Below are 19,246 nucleotides of genomic sequence, written 5' to 3' on the forward strand. Positions count from 1 at the left end.
TCAGTTTCAGGCCAAAGCTGTGAGAGTCTGCTGCAGACTGATGGCGAAGGCTAGACAGCCCCTTCGCGGATGCAAACACTTTTTTCGGCCGCAGAGCCCCTGGTTGCGCTATTCACCTGCTCACGACTTTAAGCCGCTAACGCGGTGTCGGGCTCCCACGGGATGACTCTCGTGGTCGCCAATGAGTCGCCATTGGCCGATCTCCCCAATTCGATGGTAATCAACGTGTCACTCTGGAATGACGGGCTCAACTCCAGCGTCAAGTAGTCGAACAAGGGCTTTTCGTGAACTGCGATGATGATCTGCCTGTCGTGCTGCTTGGCAAGTGTGCGCAGCAGCGCTGCGAATTGCGAGATGTGAACCTCATCCATGCTTTGCACAGGGTCGTCGATGATCAGCCACGGCAAGCGTGACTTGGCTGAGAGGTGCAGCGCCAAGAACAGCGTCAGGGCCGCCGTGTTGAGGTTGCCCGCACTCAGCATGGCTCGCGGGTTGCCGCCTTTTCCACCATCGCGGTGCAGGGTCTCCAGTGTCGCCTCGACGGCGCCCTTCGTTGACTCCGGCAGCGCAAAGGCCGGAACGAAGGGTTCATCCGGCGCGAGGCGCACGAATAAATCCTTCCAGGCCGTGTTGAGCGAGTCGTTGAAGACCCGCCTCACGATGGCCGTTCGCTCGGCCTGTGCGATCTTGGTGAGTTCCCTGGCCTGGTCGATCGCGCGGTCGCCGGCCGTCTTGCGTTGGTTGAGCTCATTAATTTCGGCTCCCAGAGCCAAGCGAAGGCTTTCAATTTCTTGGATAGCACCAAGTCTCACGTCATACTCGCGCAAGGCGTCCTCAGCACGTTGCCGCGCCGAGTTTCTTTCAGAAAGTTCTCTTTCTTTGTTCACCACATTCGCGAGGAAGCGATCGAATGCGGCATTCAACGATTCGTTTACACCGATCGGTTCCACGGCCATCTGAACCGCGAGCTTGTCGGCAACGCTGCGCATGGACACGGTGAACTGATCGTTGGCTCTCAGCGAAGCCAGTCCTTGTCCCGCGCTGGAGGCGGTCTTGAACAGGGCCTCGCCCCTGATGGACGCTGAAGCCAAGGCCTCGAGCGTGGCCAACAGGTCGCTCAGGTCTTTGAGGCGGCGCTCAAGTTCTTGCTTGGACGGGTCCGTCAGCAGCCGAGCCACCTCGTCAGCCAATTCCCGTTCCCGCATCGAAATCGCTGCAATCGTATCGGAGCGTTCTTTTGACAAGGCAGCCAGCCTGCCCGCCGCTTCGGTGAACGATGAGATGTTAGTAGCGAGGTGCCCGACCAGAGGGGTAGTGGAAACCTCCGAGAAGTTGCGATTGCACACCGGGCAATCGTTGGAATGGACATGGGGCAATAGCGAGGCGAGCGCCTGGGCCAACTGTCCGGCCTTCTCCGAATGCTGACTGATTTGTTCATCGAGAAGCGCTAGGCGATCCTGCTGGCGCTTTCGGTCGGCTTCTGCGTTGTTGGCCTTTAGCCTCGCTGCCGCGTCCTGGGAGAGAGCGAGCTCGCAGCGCTTCGTCTCTGCAATGACAGCCGTTCTGGCCATGACGCGCGCGTATTCCGGTCGACTGGCCAGTGGCGACGGCAAATCCGGGAAATAGGCGGCAAGCCTCTGGAAGGCGTTTGACAGTTCCTGCCCAACGGTGCTCAACCATGCCTGTAGTGCCTCCTCTGCGTCACTGGCATCCGCCTCGGCGTTCGACATCGGACCTGTGTTCGCAGCTATTCCTTGAGCGCGCATTAGTTGATCGGCTTGGGCGGAAATTTCGATCCTGAATTGCACAGCACGTTTCAGTTCCGCTTCGTAGGACTGTTGCGCCAGAAAGTCGCGCCAGCCCGCGACCGGCTGCTCCGCCTGAGCGGGCCAGTACGATTTGAAGAGTGCTTGCGCGCTATTGAACAACTCCTTTGCTTGGTCTTTGGCCCTGGAAACCTCACTCGCCAGTCGGTCGACTTCCTTCTGGACCATAGGGAGACGGTCCCGGACCTCCCAATACATGTTGGCTCCGCCCCTGAGCCGCCGTACGTCGCCCGCATCGTGCAGGCCGTTGATGAGTGCGTCGAGCGCGTCCAAGCCGAGCAGCTCCTTGACAAAGCGTGTCAGCGGTGACGCAGCTGCCGCGACATCTTTGGGCTGGTAAATCTCCAGCAGACGGCCAAGCGTCGCCTGCGCGAGGTAGCAACGCTCCGAAAAATGCCTGGCCAGGCTTCTATCTAGGACGGCATGGCCCTTAGGGCCCATGCCATCGACACGGAACTCGCCAGTCAGCATCCCGCCATCCGCAGAGCAGACGGAAGCCGAGACGAAGGCTTGATCGCGACCCTTATTGACCAAGTGCTTTCGTAGATTGGAGTCAATGCGGTCAAGCGATGCAAGCTCGCCGGTCAGCGCCAACTCCATGCCGGACAGCAAGCTGGTTTTGCCCGCGCCGTTCTTGCCATGGACCAAGATGATCGGAGCGTTCATCGGCAGGGTGACCTCACCGCGGATGCTGCGGAAGTCACGCACCGTTAACGAATTGATGCGGAAACTCATGGGCTCTGTCCCCCAGGTGCGCTCGACGCGTCATCGATGAGCTGGTGCAATCTCTGCTTGACCGCAGACTCGCCTTGAGAAGCCACGTCAACGAGGCGCCGTAGTGGCTCGTCAAGACTCGCGGCAAGGGTACCGATCCGCGTCAGCGGATTGATCGCCGCCCCGTCGGCCTGCGGCAGGGTGAGTGGTAACAACACGGCCAGCCAATTGCGAACGACCACGTCGGCGTCGGCGCCTGTCGCACTGCCCAGCGGCAGCACCCTGCAGACCCTGCCCACAGCCTCCAGCGTCGCCGGCTTCGGCCTGGGGCCGGCGAGGACCAAAGTCAGCGATCGGCGGGATCTGCTGACGTCCAACGCCCGGGCCACGCCATTCATCTTTCGGATGAGAAGCGCGTCGTCTGCTCCTGCCGTGTCGGCAACCAATACCAGTTCGGTTGTGCTCTTCTGGTGGACAAACGCAGCTGAGAAGTCGAGCTTCATGCCGCCGATGACGAGCACATCGGGAAGACGAACGTAACCAGCATCGACCAGCGCTGATGCGACACGGCCTACGGGGGTCGAATCGATCATATGGCTAGCTCCCTTCTGAAATCGGCGTAGAGCTCATCGAAGGTGACACACACGTTCATCATGGACGCGATGCTGATCTCGCGTGTGGGCGGCACGCCAGTGCGACCAAAAGACCCACGCGGTGACCTGGACATCGAGGGCGTCAGAGGCTTGGCCTGGATCAGGATTGGCGCCTCCGCCTCATCAAGTTCTCCTTGCCCCACCAACAGCATCGCAAAATATGCGTTCGCGGTGAGATACACCTTTGTCCGAGTCGCGCCTGGTAGCGTGCTCGTGACGGCCACAACGCCTGCACCAGTCGCGGCCGGTTCGGACTCCAAGGTCCAGTCGCCGCGAGCGACGCCGGCACCCAGCAGGCCGAGTGCGACCGCAGCTTCGCGCAAGCCCAAGGCGGCATGGTCTTGGTTTCCTGCCATTCCAGGAATAGCATCGGCGGAGATGGGCATGTACTTGACGTCGGGCTGCGCGACCTCGCCGGCACGCAGCAGCTGCGATGCACGTGCCCATCGTTCCAGCAGGCCAACGATGAACGGCACCGATGTTGCGGCAGCTGAGGCCAAATCATTCCGCAGACGTTTGATCCCATCGATCAGCGGCTGGCGCTCGTGACCTGGCAGCGGTCCGGGCATCAGGCCGATAAGGGCGACCAGCTTCCTCGAGAGGACGTCCAGCAACAGGGCCGTCAGCAGGGGCTTGGCGAAAGCCTGAATCCTGGCGGCATCGCAGATCGCGTCGTAGTTGGCTGGAGTAATTTGGTTGCCGTAGACGTTCTCTAGCAAGGACTTTTGGTCCAGGCCAAGCTCGTTCTCGGAGAACACATAACCGGGAGGGGTGGCCTTGATATCCCACGCGATCTGCTTTGCGGCCGTCTGGAACACGTGCTGGATGTTGCCGTCTTGGGCGGACAAGCCCAGCATGAAAGTCGGCTTCTCATTGATCAGCGCGACGAGCGCGGTCATGAAAGGCAGGTTGAGTGGATTGCCGCACCAGCCGTTGATTTGGGCATGCCTGGCAACCAGCCACGGCCGGTAGTCGGCTTCGTTGGCAGCAGCCTTCGCGGCGCATCCATGGAACTTGATGATGCGCGCGCGGTTGCGAGGCAACTGCACTTCATCGGGCTTGGCCACCACCGTCGGGTTGAGAGCGCCGTTCCCATTGGTCAGCATGGTGACGGCGCGCTCCACCAGCGGGTCCCAGTTAGCCGACACCATGTCGGTCGCAATACCTTCAAGGCTGAGAGCCGCGAGGCACAGATGTTCGACATCGGGCTGAAGGGCGACCGCGGCGTAAGTCTCGGGTACCTTGACGACGTTCCACACCAGATAGTCGAAGGGCTCGGTTCCGACGCGAATGGCGAGAAGCCTTCCGTAATTTTTAAGCAATGCCGAAACGATTGGCTCGCTGACCGGCTTCGACCAGGCATCTAAGGGAATGGTCAAGTCCAGCGCTGCCACTTGAGCGGCATTGAGACCTGCGAGCTGCAAAGCCTCTCCCAATGCGCGATTGAATTTGCAAGCCGCGTCCGCCGGGTCCCTTTTGGCACGCAAGAACTCGATGACGGCTTCGACGACTCCCCAGAGGCCTGGAACAACACCAAGCGAGATGCCGGAGCCCAGCCAGAAAGCATATCGACCGTTCGCAACGCCTTCAGCGAAAGCGGGGAAGGAGCTATCCAGCAGATCCAGAGTGTCCCGAACCGAAATGGCCGCTGCAGCTGGTGGTGGCATGTGTTAACCCGAAACGTTGTCTCTTTCCTGGATGTTACAGGCTGAGTGAATTGCCACTAAAGGAACTGCTTGGACCCCTATAAGCACGTCAGCGATCGCATTGAGCAAAAACCTCTCTCCATTGGCTCCTAACCATGCCCTAAGGCTGCTTCCGACCCAAAGCAGACCTCCAACTCACACCATCGTCACCTCCAGCATCGCAGGGCCTCTCACGCTGGGAAGGCACCCGCGTTCTCACGCGCAAACTGCGTCGGCGACCGCCCGACGTGCCGGGTGAACGCCACGCTGAAAGTGCTGGCCGAACCGTAGCCCACACGCGCGGCGATCTCCGAGATGGCGCCCTCGCGGCGCCGAAGGAGGTCCTTTGCGAGGGCCATCCTCCACGCCAGCAGGTATTCCATCGGCGGCATGCCTACCTTGCTTTGGAAGCGCGCGAAGAACGTCGACCGGGAGAGCGCCGCTTTCTTGGCCATGGCCGCTGCGGTCCAGGGCCGTGTCGGGTCCGCATGAAGGGCGCGAATCGCAACCGACAGTCGCGGATCAGCCAGGCCATGCGCCAGCCCTGGCGAGACTGTAGCCTGCTCGCCCGGCGACCGCAGGACTTCAATCAGCAGCACCTCGAGGAGGCGCTCCAGCATGATGTCGCGCGCGGGCCGGCGCTCACGCGACTCGTCGCTCAGCAACTGCACCAGCGTGGCGAGGCGCGGCACGTCGCGCACGTGGATCAGGAGAGGCAGCAGCGAAACGAGAAGGTGGGCGTCGGGCGACTGGAAGGTGCAATGTCCGGCCAGGATGTGCAGATCTGGCCGGCCGTCTGGCGCGCCAATGCGGAATCTCCCCTCACCGAGTGCCACAGGTGTCGACAGGATATGGTCCGGAGGCGCATCGGCACTGGCCATGCCTACCGTGTGCGCGGCGGGAACCAACACGAAGTCGCCGGCCCGCAGTAGCACGGCCGGCTGGTCGTCCAGCGCGATGCTGCAGCGGCCTTCTAGGACCGCGCAATAAAAAGGGCTGCCCTGCATCGGAGCGCCGGATGCGCCATGAGCCAGCGCCGGAGACGTGCTTCGAGAAGCGGGCAGTGGGGCGGAGCAGAGCCACCACCTCGGCAAGAGGATCGACCATCCTTGGACGTTCGCTAAAGAGATACGGACGTTCCAGTGTAGCCAGTCCGAAGGCGCGCCCTTAGCCTCAAGCCTTCACCACAAGGAACACACATGAAAACCGTCCTGATTACCGGCTGCTCATCTGGCTTCGGCCTGGCGACTGCCCGCCATTTCCTGGAGCGCGACTGGAACGTCGTCGCGACGATGCGCACTCCCCGCGACGACGTGCTACCGCCAGGGCCGCACCTGCGCGTTCTTCGCCTGGATGTGACTGACCGCGTGAGCATTGCTTCAGTTGTGGCCGCCGCCGGGCCCATCGACGTGCTGGTGAACAACGCTGGCTTCGGCGCACCTGCGCCCTTTGAGCTCACTTCTGCTGAGACCGTCCACGCGCTTTTCGGAACCAACACTTTCGGCACGATCGCCGTCACGCAGGCAGTTTTGCCTGGCATGCGGCAGCGCGACGCAGGCGTCATCGTGAACGTAACCTCCAGCGTCACCTATAAGCCGTTGCCGCTCGTCGGCATGTACCGCGCGGCAAAAGCCGCCGTGAACGCCCTGACCGAATCGCTTGCCGTCGAGGTGGCTCCCTTCAACATTCGCGTACACCTTGTCCTGCCTGGGTCGTCAGGCGAAACGCAGTTCAGGGCGAACGCCGCGACGCGACTGCAGGGCCTTGATGACCCGGTCTACGGCGACTTCATGCGCACCGCCATCTCCCGCATGCAAGCGATGGCGGGGCCCGGTACACGGGCATCGGACGTCGTGGAGGCCGTCTGGCGCGCGGCAACGGATCCCTCGGCCCCGCTTCAGATCCCGGCGGGTGCGGACGCCATCCAATGGGCGGCGGAATCGGCCGAGTCTCGGCAGTAGCTACGTTAATGGTGTGCGCAGAGATCAGCAACGAGGATGGATGGCTGCTTCTGGCCGAAAGCGACCATGTGCTGCGGCAGTGCGACTACCGATCCATCCGAAAGTGCGCGGCAAACAACTTTCAACCGCCCCGCGCTGAAGCCTTGGGGCCAGAGCTAGCAGCGATCTTTCGGATGGCGCGCCCGAACTCCTGGAGCACGGCGGGTTGTTCGATGGTTCCACGCCGTGTGAAAAGCCCCAGCGACGGCAACGGAATCCTGGGTGAAACAGGCACGCGGCGGACATTGCCTCGCGCGACCTCGTCGCGGGCGTGTTCGAAGCGGACGGCGCACAGGAGCGACGGGTCCAGGCGAAGCAGCTGGCTGAAGGTGACGGAAGAGACCACTTCGATCACAGGCTCGGGCGGGTCCACGCCGTCGTTGAGAAAGGCGGTCATGAACGCCTCCCGCACCAGGGTTTCCTTGGGCGGGGCGACCCATTGCGAGGCGCGCAAATCGCCCCAGCGCAACCCGCGGCGGCGCACATTCGCGTTGGAGGCTTCGGCCAGCACGCAAAGCTCGTCTTCAAGCAGAAGCTCGGACTGCAGCAGCGGCAAGAGGCCGCTTGAAAGAAGCTGCGGCGTGACGGCACCAAACACGCAGTCCAGCTCCCCGTCGAGCAGGCGCTGGATCAGTTCGCTCACGCGTCCCTCGACGATCTGCACGGCCGCTGCCGGCATGCGCGCGCGCAGCTGGACGACGGCCGCCGGAACGATGGCGGTCACCGAAGGGGCTCCCACCCGCAACACCGCGGTGGCGCCGGCGCGCAGTGCGTCAATCTCGTCCTGCGCCCGGGACAGTTCGCTCAGGATCACGCGCGCCCGGTGGACCGCGGACACGCCGAACGCGTTGGCCTGCACGCCCTGATGGCTGCGCTCAAAGAGCCGCGTTCCCAGGGCTTCTTCCACTTCATTGAGCATCTTGCTGATCGCGGGTTGGCTCAGGTGCAGCCGGTCGGCGGCGCCGCGCGTGGTGTGCGTTTCGGCCAGTGCCACCAGCAATTCAATGTGCCTTAGCCGAAGCCTTCGCAACATGTAGTCAACGTTGCCGCTCATGCCATGTCTCTCAGACTTTTGCTGTGAAGTGGCGCCATGCAAAACAGCTGGAGGCAATCACTGCGAGTAATCATGGGATCGGAATTATTGAGTATTCATGCGCGATGGTTGAAACCTATTATCCGGCCACCCTGAGCCACAAGCAGGGAGCGTGTGGCACACGGAGGTACTGCACCCGCAGGTTTCATTCTTTGAGGTTATCGCATGAATGCACGTCGACAGGCTCTCAAGACGATCGCAAGAACAGCCGCGGTTGGCGTGCCCGTGTGGCTCTCTTCGGCAGGCGCCATGGCAAAGGGGCTGACATCGGACACCGTCACGATAGGCTCTTCGCTGGGGCTCAGCGGCGCCACCGCTGCCGGAGGAGCCGGACACGTTGCGGGGATCCAGGCGGCGCTTCATGAGATCAACAGCGCCGGGGGCATCAATGGCCGGCAGGTCCGCTTTCTTTACAAGGACGATGGCTACGACCCCAAGCGTTCGGTCGAAAATCTGACGCCCATGATTGAAGACGGCACCGCGTTCGCGCTGGTGTCCATTGTGGGCACCGGTGCCAACCAGGCCATCAATCCGCTGGTCGAGCGCGCAGGCATGCCATTGGTGGGCCCCATCACGGGAGCAGATTCGCTGCGCAATGCAGAGCAGCGCTTTACCTTTCACATCCGCCCGAGTTATTACAACGAGGTGGAATACATGGTGAACCAGCTCGCGTTCATGGGCATGCACGATCTGGCGGTGGTCTATCTCGACAATGCCTTTGGCAAGGAAATCCTGGGCTACACGAAGACGGCATTTGCCAAGGCCAGCACACGTGCCGTCGCCGAGATCGCGCTGGCGCGCGACGGCAAGAATGCACAGGAGTGCGCGAATCAGGTTCTGAAGAGCAAGGCGGGCGCGGTGATTCTGGCCACCACGGGGGGGGCGACCACCGACTTCGTGCTGGCGGTCCGCCAGCAGGCAGCCGGGTTGCCGCTGGTCGGGCTGTCACTGACTTTCAATGACGGGAAGCGGTTGGGCAAGAACACCACGGGCCTGGCGTCGACGCTGGTGTTCCCGCCTTTCAGGGCCACCCAGTTCGCCATCGTGCGGCGATTCTGGGCGTCCATGCAAGCGGCCAAGCAGGACAGCCAGGCCAGTTCCGCTCTTGAGAGCTGGTGGAACACGCAGGTCCTTTGTCAGGCGCTTCGCCGGGCGGGGCGGGACCCGACGCGTGAAAAGCTCCGCGACGCGCTGGCCAGCACCAGGAACTTCCGCATGGACGAGTTGAGCGTGAGCTTTCCAAGCCGCGCGCCCTACGTGGGCATGAAGCTGGTGACGCTGGGCGTCTACTCGCCCGATGGAAACCTGCGCAGCTAGGTTCCCCTTTGCGACGTCCACGCCGCTTCTGGTGACGTGCATCCAGGCGATCACGGAACGTGATCAATGAATCAGGATATTTGATTTTTCATGAATGGCCCCGGGGGCTAGCATCAGCCTCCATGAACACACCCAAAGCCCCCGAAGCGCGACCGCCGGCCTTGCCGCTCAAAGGGGTTCGCGTGCTCGACTTCGGCCAGTACATCGCGGGCCCGGGCGCGGCCATGGCGCTGGCGGACCTCGGTGCCAGCGTGATCAAGGTCGAGCCGATCGCGGGTGACCAGGCCCGCCACATTGGCCGGTACGGTGAATCCATGATCCGCGCCTACAACCGCGGCAAGCAGTCCATCGCCCTGGATCTCAAGAGTGAGGCCGGGCAGCAGGTCGCGTGGCGTCTGATCGCCCGCAGTGATGTCCTCATACAGAACTTGCGCCCGGGCGTGGTCGACAAGCTGGGCCTTGGCCCCGGCATCGTTCGCGAGCGGTTCCCCCGGTTGATCTATCTCTCCATTGCCGGCTTTGGAAGCCTAGGCCCCTCACGCGACCGACCCGGTTACGACATTGCCGCCCAGGCGGAAAGCGGCTTGATGTCGGTGACCGGCGAGCCCGACCGCCCGCCCCAGAAGGTGGGCGTGCCGATCATTGATGCGGCTGCGGCGCAACTCGGCGCCCAGGCCGTGCTCGCCGCGCTGTATGGCCGTGAAAAGACCGGCGTGGGCGAGTTTCTGGAGACGTCGCTGCTCGAAGTGGCCATGCATCTGCAAGCCGCCACCTGGTGCGAATACCTGGGCGGCGCGCCGGAGCCCACGCGCATGGGAGACGGTCAGCCAAACAACGCGCCGGCGGCGGAGGTCATTGCCACCCGCGATGGTCACATCGTGCTGTCCGCCTATGCCGACGATCATTGGGAGCGCCTGTGCCGCGTGATGGGGCGGGAAGAGCTGGTTGCGGATGCGCGCTTCTGTACCAATGCGCGCCGGGTCGAGAACCGCGCCGCACTCAAGGCGGTGTTGCGCGAGTGTTTCTCCGGAATGAGCAGTGAGGAATGCGTGACGCTGCTGGGGCAGCGGCAGATCGTGGCGGGAGCGGTCCGAACCTACAGGCAGGTGCTCGAAAGCCCCGATATTTGCGAGAGCGACATCCTGGTCGAAGCGCAGGCAGCCGACGGGACCCATTACCGTGCGCTGGGGCTGCCTTACCGGCTGGGCAACGCGCCACGCGCCACGCCACCCGCCGCACCACTGTGTGGCGAAGATACGGATGCCGTGCTTGCCGAGGCGGGTTATGGCGAAGACGAGATCCGTGATCTCCGGCGTGAAGGCACGGTGGCCTGAAGACATGAGCAATACGTCAATTCTTCAGCCTCCGCAAGCCGCAAGCGCTGTCCACGGCGCCGTCATCCAGACGTTGCCGCTTTTCGAGATGATGCGCATGCGCGCGGCAACCACTTCGAGGCGGCACCCTGTTCAGGGCTTCGCGTCCGGCGACCGCGAGTCGTCCTGGCGCTGGGTGAACCAGTTCACGCATCGCCACCGCCGGCTCGGCCCGGACGATCGGGAAGTCGTCAGCCCGAACAACGACACCGCCTACAGCAATGTCTGGCTTGACCTGTCAGGGGGTCCGGTCCTGATTGACACGCCCGACATGGGTGATCGCTACTGGACGCTTGGCCTGCTTGATGCATGGACCAATCCGTTCGCCTACATCGGCCAAAGGGTCACCGGCAACCGCCGGCAGCGCACTCTCATCCATGGGCCAGACTGGCAAGGCGCGGTTCCTGCTGGCGTCAGCCAGGTGATTGCGGCGCCGGGCGTGGATGTGTGGATCATTGGCCGGCTCCTGGTTGAAGATGACGAAGCCGATGGGGACCTGGTGCGCCAGCTGCAGTCGCAGATGAAAATCTCGCGGCTGGATGGCAGCGATGCGGCCATGCGGGTGGATGCGCGCATGGACGGGCGCGACGTGGGCCTGCCCGCTGCCGGGCGCTACCTGTCGGTTGTCAATCAGGCGCTGTCGCGCAATCCGGCGCCCGCTGGCGAGTCGCTGCAGTGGCCTTTCCCGGCTGAAGAAGTTGCGGCCGCGTTGCCACCGGTGTTCAGCGGCCTGCGCGAGCGTGAACAGCCGCATGACCTTGGCGGCGGATGGGCGTTGCCCCTGGCGGTTCGCACGAGCTGGGGGGCTGACTACCTGAAGCGGGCCAGGGTGGCGCGAAACTTCATCGGCGCGCTCGGCATTGAAGAGGCGATGTACCCGACCGCGGAGGTGGACGTTGCGGGCGATCCCCTGCACGCGGCCAACGCTTATGAGTTGCGCTTTCCGGCCGGCGCCGGCCCCAGGGTCGGTGCATTCTGGTCGCTCACCATGTACCGCCGCAGTGACTGCCTTTTCGTGGCCAACCCCATCAACCGCTACTCCATTGGCGACCGCACGCCCGGGCTGCAGCACGATGCCGATGGCAGTCTTGCGATCCGCCTTCAGGCCACGGACCCCGGGCCCGGCGTCAACTGGTTGCCGGCGCCGCCGGACGAACTGTTCTACGTCGTCTTGCGGCTGTACCAGCCGGAAGCCGACCACCTCGATAACCGCTACGCCTACCCGCCGCTGCGGCGCGTTTAACAGAACCCCAGGCAACCACAGGAGACAATCATGACTTTGAATCGCAGACGCCTTCTCGGTGCATCCGCCACCGCACTCGCATCCACGCTGGGGCTTCCGTCCTTCGCGCAGGCGTGGCCTTCACGGCCGATCCGCCTGGTGTCACCCTATGGCGCGGGCGGCTCCAACGACATCCTCACGCGCCTGCTGGGTGACTACCTGTCGGGCAAACTCGGGCAAAGCATCGTCGTTGACAACAAGGCGGGGGCCGGAACACGGATAGCGAACGAGTTCCTTACTCACGCTCCCCCGGACGGGTACACCATCCTGCATGCGGCAGCGCCGATTGCGATCGGGGAGGCGCTTTATGCCAAGCTTCCGTACGACGTCAACAAGGACTTTGCGCCGATCGTGAGCACGGCCATTGCGCCGCTGTTCCTCATCGTCAACGCAGACGCGCCGTACAAGACACTTGCCGAGTTCATCAAGTACGGCAAGAGCAAGCCCGACGGCCTGACGTTTGGCTCACCGGGGGTGGGCTCGGCGCCTCACCTCACCGCAGAAATGCTGCTGCGGGCAACAAAGACCAAGGGCGTCGTGGTCCAGTTCCGTGGCGATGCGCCAGCCTACGTCGAGCTTCTGGCTGGCCGCATTGACGCAACACTGACGGCCATTTCCACCGCCATCCCCCACATCGAAGCGAACAAGCTGCGGGTGCTCGCGGTTGCCACCGAGGAGCGGACGCCGCTTTATCCCAAGGCCCTGACCATCCGGGAGCAGGGCTATTCCAGCGTCGTCGGGTATGGCTGGTACGGGTTGATGGCGCCCGCCGGAACGCCCGCCGACATCATCAAGCGGCTGAACACCGAGACCAACGCCGCCATTGCCGACCCGGAGGTGCGCAAGAAGGCCGATGCGGTGGGTCTGCAGTTGCGCGGCGGTTCGGCCGCAGATTTCAGTGCCTTCATCAAGAGCGAGACCCGCAAGTGGGCACAGGTGATCAAGGCCGCCAACATCACGGCGGAGTAACGGGGCATCGATCGCCGGGGCGATCGCCCTCACACCAGCTTCCGCCCCGGCCCCAGTGTCCTTCCTTCAAAGGTCAGCAACACCGTCTTGATGGCCTTCAGGTCCAGCCAGTCGTTGCCTTCCAGGTCAAAGTCGATGCGCCACTGCGCGAACGGGCTCAGGCCGATGTAACCCTGGTCGCCCTCGCCGAGGTTGCCGCCGGCGGTGTTGTCGCGGTCGCGGTAGTCGATCTTGTAAAGGCGGGTGCGGGGGCGGTGGCTGAAGGAGTGCAGCGCGCCAGGCTTGGCCAGGTTGGTGTCGCTGTTCAGGATGGCCTGGCCGCTGTGGATGAGGTTGAGAAACAGCACATTGCTGTCGCCCGCAATGTCGGGGAACTCGATCTTGAATGAGCGCGCAATGATGTAGCGCATGTTGCGGAAATCCGGCTCGCCGCGGATATCCAGCGTGAAGTTCAGCGACTTTGACTTGAGCATGGCCGCAAACTCGTTGGGGTAGCGCTCGGCGTTCACCGTGAGCTTCTGCTTGAAGTCCGAGAAGGCCTCGGTGTTCTCGCGGAAGCTTTCAATGTCGGCCACCAGCCGCTCATGCGCTGCGGCCTGCGTGGCAATGTTCAGGTCGTTGGTCTCCAGCTGCCGGTCCCTCAGGGCCCAGTAGCGGTAGGCGCGGTTCTCCTGGTAGATGTTGCGCAGCAGGGTGCGCTGCACGTCTTCATACGCGTCCTTGAGGTAGGCGGTGTACACGGGCAGCACGTTGTCCTGGTTCGCGGCAATCTCGGCATTGATGTGCTGGATGCTGTCGTACAGCTGGTCGTGCTGGGCCTGCACGCTCAGCAGCTGGGCCACCAGGGTGCTGTAGTTGTAGGCGGCCATGTTGCGCGCCTGCGCCAGCTCAAGGTAGTAGTCCATGGCCAGGCGCAGCTCGCCGGCGGCGTCAAACTTGCCCAGGTATTCCTTGAGCATGGCGTTGAACTCGTCCGCGTCCACCAGAATCTTGGCCGCGTTGGGGTTGTTCTTGTCGATGTACTTCTTGACTGTGGAATAGGCCTTGCTGATGCTGTCGATGGTGGCCTTGGCCTTCTTGAAGATCTCGACCACGCCCTTGACCTTCTTGCTGAACTCCTCGGCCTTCTTCACGGCATCGATCGCGGTCTTGACGCCGCCGGCCCCACCCACCACGCCGCCCACGCAGCCGATCACCGTGCCCAGCATGTCCAGGAAGTCGTCAAACCCCGAGCCGTTCTTCTCCTGCAAATACTTGACCAACTCGTCCGTGAACTTGAGCTGCCCTTCGAGCAGCAGGGTGCGCTGGCGGCGCAGGTCTTCTGAATACTCGTCCACCTCGGTCTGGAAGTTGTCGATCTGCGGCCTGAGCTTGTCGATCTCGGCCAGAAAGTCGCCCAGCTTGCGGTCGATCTCCTGCTTGGCATTGCGAAACGCCTGCATGCGCTGCTTGTCGGTGCTGCCCTTGTCGAGGTAGCGGTTGTACTGGTCCTCCACCACCTTGCCCAGCTGGATGATCTGCCCCGTGCGGGTGACCAGGTTGTTCAGGTTCAGGATGGGCGCCCAGTTGTAGCTGTGGCCGTAGTAGTCCAGACCCTGCTGCAGCCGCATCAACGACACGATGGCGCTGTTGTGGATGCCCACGCGCACCTTCTGTTCAAGCAATGGCACGCGCGCGGCGTCGATCACGGCCTTGGTGTCGGTGAACGGCTGGTTGATGTGGATGAGCCAGGCATAGCCGTCGGCCACCGCGTTCAGGTCGGCCTCGTTCCTGGCGTTGAGAAAGTCCAGGTCCGTCGCGTTCTGGGTGATCAGCAGCTGGCTCAGGCTCATGGCTTGCGCCAGTGGGGTGAAAGTCAGCGCAGGCACGCTGCCGGCGGCAAACGGCTTCCCGTTGATCTGCAGCGGCGCCCCGGCCGCACCGGGCTGGCCCTTGCGGCCATGGCCCGTGGCCTCGGGACCCAGCGGACCGTCCCGGCCATTGGGCGCATGCATGTCGTCCAGCGGGCGCCCGGTCTTGCGGTCATAAACACTGCAGAGGGCGCCTTTGCCGCCGTGGCCGCCCGGACCGCGCCCGCCAGGGACGGCCAGGGCGCCGCCGCCTCCGCCATCCACGCCATAGACCAGGGTCAGCGTGACGGGCTCCATGACGTTGAGCACGACCTGCCCGCCCTGGCCACCGTTGCCAGACAGCCCCGGTGAACCCGCACGGCCGCCCTGCAGGCCGTTCTTGCCAAACGCTTCCTGAGGGAAGCCGATATTGTGGCCGTCGCTGACGGCTGCCTTGGACGACTTGGCGCCGTCGGGGCCCGACTCGCCGCGTAGGCCGGGGTGCCCGTCCTGCCCGCGGCCGCCCTGCCCGCCACCGGCCAGCAGGGTCAGGGTGGCGGTGCGCAAGCCGCGGCCGAACGCGGTCAACAGCGGCTCGATGGTGCTGGCCCGCAGGTGCGCGGCAATCTCGTCACGCAGCTTGTCCAGCATGGCGGCTGGGAGGACGGAATCGGCGAAGGGCACGGAGAGGCGGATCGGCGGGTCGGCCAGCAATGTCAGCCCGGCCTGCAGCGCGCTGATCCTGCCGTCGGCGCCCAACGTGGCCGTTGCATCGATCTTGCAGCTGAACACGCTGCTCGTCAGGCGCTGGCTGCCTGACCACTGCGTCGTGCCAGTGAGGGTCAGTGCCGGCACATCAAGGCGCATGCCCACCTGTGGCCCGCTGCCTTCAAGGTGCGCCGATTCCATCGTGATGCGGGCCAGGCCCTCGATGCGCGGATCCATGAGCAGGATCGACATCTCGTCGTTGCCGTACATCCTCATTCGGCCGATCTCGAACGGCGCCAGCGGGCGGCTGTCCTTGACCTTGGGCGGGTGGCCGGCAAAGACCTGGGCGCCAATGGCCGCCACCGTGGTGGCCGACAGCGCCTGGGCGCTGGTGGCCTGGTTCACCACGCGCAGTGCATTGATGACGATGGCGCCACCCTGGCCGCCATCGGTGCCGTTGGCGCCGTCGGTGCCCGCCGCGCCCGGGTTGGCGTCTTGCTGGATGGGTGCCTGGCCGGGGGCAAAGTCCTTGTCGGCCCAGGCGCCCGCGGCGTCGAGCGTGGCGGGTTTTTCCACAACAATCTCGCGCGCGTTCAGCTCGATGTTGCGGCCCGGGTTCTGCAGCATGCCGGCCAGAATGATCCGGTCGGCGTACACCGCAAAGTGCTTCTCTGACGGCAGCCGTTTGCCGGCCGCGGGCTGGTACGGCAGGTGCGCCTGGGTCAGGCGGATGTCATGGGTATGGATGCTGAGCCGGTCATCGCGGTTGTCGATGATCTCCCGGTTCAGCGCTGAAGCGGCAACGCGCGCTTGTGTCTTCATCTCAGGCTCCCTTGCGGTTGGCTGTGGATGGGCCAGATGCCGGCGGGCCGCCCTGCCTCGCGGCATGCCGGTGGTTCCGGGCTGGATCGATCAGGCGAAGAAGGGGCAGGTCGCGCGCCTCACGTCCTCCCAGTCGTGAATGCCGATCTGCTGCGCAGTGTTTTTTGGGCATTATGCATTCGGGCAAATGCTTAGACAACACGGAAAGTATTGCGTACACTTAGCCAAATAAGAAACTATTTGGGGTGCTCCTTGGCCTTGAGTCTTTACTTCCATCCGCTGTCTTCGTCATGCCACAAGGTGCTGATTGCCCTGTACGAGCTCAAGACGCCGTTTGAGCCGCGTTTTCTTGACCTGGGCAATGAAGAGCAGCGCAGCCACTTCTTGGCGCTCTGGCCCACCGGCAAGATGCCGCTGCTGCTGGACGGCGAGCGGGTGGTGCCTGAAACCAGCATCATCATCGAGTACCTGACGCAGCACCACGCCCCCGCGGGCCAGCAGTTGCTGCCCGCCGACCCGCCGGCGGCGCTTGAAGTCCGCCTGATGGACCGCTTGCTCGACCTGTATGTGATGGTGCCCATGCAGGCCATCGTGGCCGACCGGCTGCGCGCCGAGGCCGACCGCGACGCCATCACGGTGGCCAGGGCACGCGAGACACTGGCCATGGCTTATGGCCTGCTGGAGCAGCGCCTGGCCCACCGGCCCTGGGCGGCGGGCGAACACTTCAGCATGGCCGACTGCACCGCCGCGCCCGCGCTGTTTTATGCGGCGACGCTGCTGCCGTTCCCGGCCAGCCACGGCCGCCTGGCGGCCTACTTCGAGCGCCTGCTGCAGCGCGACTCGGTGGCGCGCACGCTGGCCGAGGCGCGGCCGTACTTTCACTTCTACCCCTTCAGCGAGGCGATTGCGGCTCGCTTCCTGCAGCCAGCGGCGGCTTGAGATGAGCCGCATGCCCGACCCCGCGCAACTGGACCGGATGTTCTTTGCCCTCTCGGACGCAAACCGCAGACACATGCTGGAACGGTTGAGCGCGGGCCCCACGTCGGTGACCGAACTGGGCCAGCCGCTGGGCATTGCAATGTCGTCCGTGGTCAAGCATCTTGCGGTGCTGGAAAGTGGCGGGCTGGTCGAATCCGACAAGGCCGGGCGGGTGCGCACCTACCGCGTGGCGCCGGGCGCCTTTGCCGCCATGGAGAAATGGGTGGCCGCGCACAAGACTCGGCTCAACGCGCAATTTGACCGGCTGGACGCGTACCTGGCCGGCAAGAAAACCAGGAAGAGCTGACGTGGCCAACCCCCCGAAACCCACACCAGCTTCGTGATCGAGCGCGCCTTTGCGGCGCCGCCCCGGCCTATCTCACTTCCGGAACTTCTGAACCAGCTCGTCGATGCGCGGCCCGCCGGGCCCGGCCGAGCCCGAGATCTTGATGATGCTCAAGGTGCGCTCGGCGCCGGCGTCGAGCGTGGCCTGGTGGACGGCCTGCAGCAGCGGCCAGATCCGCTCGGGCGGGCCTTCGATGACCGTCCCCATGCCGTGCACCTCGTAGTGCAGGCCGGAGGCCTGGATGACGGCGATGGCGGCGTCAACATGCTTGTAGCGATCATCCGCCGTGCCGGCCGGCCGCGGGATGACCTGGATCTCGGCAATCATGTGCCGGCCCGCAGCCTGGGTGGTGGTGGCTGGAGGCGCCTGCTGCGCCCAGACCGCCCCGCCAGCCAGAAGCGACAGCGAAACAAGCGAATGCCCGATACAACGAAAACGTGAAAACAATGGATGTGCCATGTGCAACTCATGCAGATGACAGGTCGGCGAACATTCGGGGCATCCCTTGCCGGCGCGAGAAAGAAGGTCGGCAGACCCCGCAACGTGCTTCCCTGCGCGAGGATTACCTCAATCAGGTTCAAAGGGACTCTCTCAGCCAGCGCGCCTTGCGGCAGCGCCAACACCCCCAGCGGATGACGCGTCTGCGGCCCAAGGGCCGTAGGCGTGTCGGGCGCGATTGTATCGAAGCGCGTTTGCTCGGGGCAGAAGGAGCAGCTCGCGTGGGTGCGGATCGCGGTGTTGAGGCTATAGTGCAAACAGTGCGCGCGCTCTCTCGTAGTTGATCGAGCTGGCGAGGCGCCTGAGGCGACAGGGCACTGTGGGGCGGCACATGGCCGGCTTTGCAAGCCTGCAAGCCGCATGGAGGAGGATCGATGACAGCAACAGACCAGAATGGCCAGGTTATCGCGCAGAGTTATCCCGCAGCCGGACACGCTTGGCTTTTTCGGGGTTTGAGGTCGCCAGTTATCGGACCAGCCTTGGCCGCCGGGTCGCCAAAATCCCAACCGCAACAGGCGCTTAGCTGCGGTTCACTGTCCCAGGTTATCCCGCGGTTGCGGGATAACGCTTTTCGCAGTGCGGTCTAAATTAGGTTAGGCGGCATGAACACCAACCTCCCCGACTGGCACAGATTGGTCAGCGGTTGGCTCGCACGCGGGCGGTATGGCCTGACGATTCCATTCCTTGTCGGCGCACGCGCGACGAGAGCCAACATCGAGGTGAATGGTGCCACCTCGATAAGGTCGCTGCTGGGAGAGATCATCCGCCAGCCGGTACACGGCTACGTCGTCTATCCGCGATGGTGTGATGACATGGCTGCCGTGGTCCTAGCGACGTATCAAACGGATTTCCCGTACCGGCCTCGCCACAACCTCATCGAGTTCCGGCCGACCGCCGACGCTCCACTATCGATGGCCGCCGAAGCTAGCTTGGCAAAGAAGCTTGGGGTCGAGGCCGCGCCGAGCGCCCTGCTCGCCGCACTGGTAGAGCACGCGCTGCCATATGTTGAACAAGGCAACTTCTCACGCTTCTGGACAGAAGAAGGTCGCCAGTACGGGCCGCTCCAGCATGACGACCTCACCTTCATCGCCGAGGCGCTCGACGGCGATGCCGCCTGACCCTACGCTGGAGGGCTGCTTCCGGCCAGAAGCAG

General features: G+C 63.8%; 14 protein-coding genes, 1 pseudogene and 1 riboswitch. Of the genes and pseudogenes, 8 read left to right on the forward strand and 7 right to left on the reverse strand.

The features are described from left to right. Positions 1-128: 128 nt before the first annotated feature. The 4 genes and pseudogenes from KF796_02800 to KF796_02815 all read right to left on the reverse strand — a co-directional run bounded on the left by KF796_02800 (position 129) and on the right by KF796_02815 (position 5,985). A complete protein-coding gene (locus KF796_02800) occupies positions 129-2,561 on the reverse strand; it encodes an AAA family ATPase (GenBank protein MBX3585548.1) in 2,433 nt (810 codons plus the stop codon). Continuing rightward, positions 2,558-3,133, reverse strand: a complete 576-nt coding sequence (locus KF796_02805; protein ID MBX3585549.1) for a hypothetical protein — start codon at positions 3,131-3,133, stop codon at positions 2,558-2,560. The genes KF796_02800 and KF796_02805 overlap by 4 nt, the downstream gene beginning before the upstream one ends. Continuing rightward, positions 3,130-4,860 carry an SIR2 family protein gene (locus KF796_02810; protein MBX3585550.1) on the reverse strand — a complete coding sequence of 577 codons (1,731 nt, stop codon included), beginning with the start codon at positions 4,858-4,860 and terminating at the stop codon, positions 3,130-3,132. Before KF796_02810 ends, KF796_02805 begins: the two co-directional genes overlap by 4 nt. 209 nt (positions 4,861-5,069) lie before the next feature. Next, positions 5,070-5,985 (reverse strand): annotated as a pseudogene (locus tag KF796_02815) (AraC family transcriptional regulator). 92 nt (positions 5,986-6,077) lie between these two features. Between KF796_02815 and KF796_02820 the strand changes: the two are divergent. Next, a complete protein-coding gene (locus KF796_02820; protein MBX3585551.1) occupies positions 6,078-6,839 on the forward strand; it encodes an SDR family oxidoreductase in 762 nt (253 codons plus the stop codon). A gap of 121 nt (positions 6,840-6,960) precedes the next feature. On the opposite strand, the gene KF796_02825 is transcribed toward KF796_02820, so the two are convergent. Further along, positions 6,961-7,932: a LysR family transcriptional regulator gene (locus KF796_02825; GenBank protein MBX3585552.1), complete on the reverse strand. Its 972-nt coding sequence runs from the start codon at positions 7,930-7,932 to the stop codon at positions 6,961-6,963. Positions 7,933-8,136: 204 nt separating this feature from the next. On the opposite strand from KF796_02825, the gene KF796_02830 reads away from it, so the two are divergent. From KF796_02830 to KF796_02845, 4 genes are all read left to right on the forward strand, one after another. After that, positions 8,137-9,288 carry an ABC transporter substrate-binding protein gene (locus tag KF796_02830; protein ID MBX3585553.1) on the forward strand — a complete coding sequence of 384 codons (1,152 nt, stop codon included), beginning with the start codon at positions 8,137-8,139 and terminating at the stop codon, positions 9,286-9,288. 122 nt (positions 9,289-9,410) lie between these two features. Then, positions 9,411-10,622, forward strand: a complete 1,212-nt coding sequence (locus KF796_02835; protein ID MBX3585554.1) for a CoA transferase — start codon at positions 9,411-9,413, stop codon at positions 10,620-10,622. A gap of 4 nt (positions 10,623-10,626) precedes the next feature. After that, on the forward strand, positions 10,627-11,904 hold the full coding sequence (locus tag KF796_02840; GenBank protein ID MBX3585555.1) for a DUF1254 domain-containing protein: 1,278 nt from the start codon (positions 10,627-10,629) through the stop codon (positions 11,902-11,904). A 30-nt stretch (positions 11,905-11,934) separates the two neighbouring features. After that, a complete protein-coding gene (locus tag KF796_02845) occupies positions 11,935-12,912 on the forward strand; it encodes a tripartite tricarboxylate transporter substrate binding protein (GenBank protein ID MBX3585556.1) in 978 nt (325 codons plus the stop codon). Positions 12,913-12,941: 29 nt separating this feature from the next. Here KF796_02845 and KF796_02850 read toward each other — a convergent pair whose 3' ends face one another. After that, the gene (locus KF796_02850; protein ID MBX3585557.1) at positions 12,942-16,271 is read right to left on the reverse strand and encodes a hypothetical protein; all 3,330 of its coding nucleotides are present in this window, start codon (positions 16,269-16,271) and stop codon (positions 12,942-12,944) included. A 252-nt stretch (positions 16,272-16,523) separates the two neighbouring features. On the opposite strand from KF796_02850, the gene KF796_02855 reads away from it, so the two are divergent. Then, entirely contained in the window at positions 16,524-17,210 is a 687-nt protein-coding gene (locus KF796_02855; GenBank protein MBX3585558.1) for a glutathione S-transferase family protein, read from the forward strand. Position 17,211: 1 nt separating this feature from the next. After that, positions 17,212-17,556 carry a helix-turn-helix transcriptional regulator gene (locus tag KF796_02860; protein ID MBX3585559.1) on the forward strand — a complete coding sequence of 115 codons (345 nt, stop codon included), beginning with the start codon at positions 17,212-17,214 and terminating at the stop codon, positions 17,554-17,556. Positions 17,557-17,628: 72 nt separating this feature from the next. On the opposite strand, the gene KF796_02865 is transcribed toward KF796_02860, so the two are convergent. Continuing rightward, positions 17,629-18,054, reverse strand: a complete 426-nt coding sequence (locus KF796_02865; protein MBX3585560.1) for a thiamine-binding protein — start codon at positions 18,052-18,054, stop codon at positions 17,629-17,631. A gap of 72 nt (positions 18,055-18,126) precedes the next feature. Beyond that, positions 18,127-18,232: riboswitch (TPP riboswitch) on the reverse strand. A gap of 463 nt (positions 18,233-18,695) precedes the next feature. Between KF796_02865 and KF796_02870 the strand changes: the two genes are divergently transcribed. After that, complete coding sequence (locus KF796_02870) at positions 18,696-19,211, forward strand: hypothetical protein (GenBank protein ID MBX3585561.1); 516 nt, start codon at positions 18,696-18,698, stop codon at positions 19,209-19,211. Positions 19,212-19,246 lie beyond the last annotated feature (35 nt).

Origin of the sequence: Ramlibacter sp., from assembly GCA_019635435.1 — a bacterium.
Taxonomy (GTDB): Bacteria; Pseudomonadota; Gammaproteobacteria; order Burkholderiales; family Burkholderiaceae_C; genus JAHBZM01.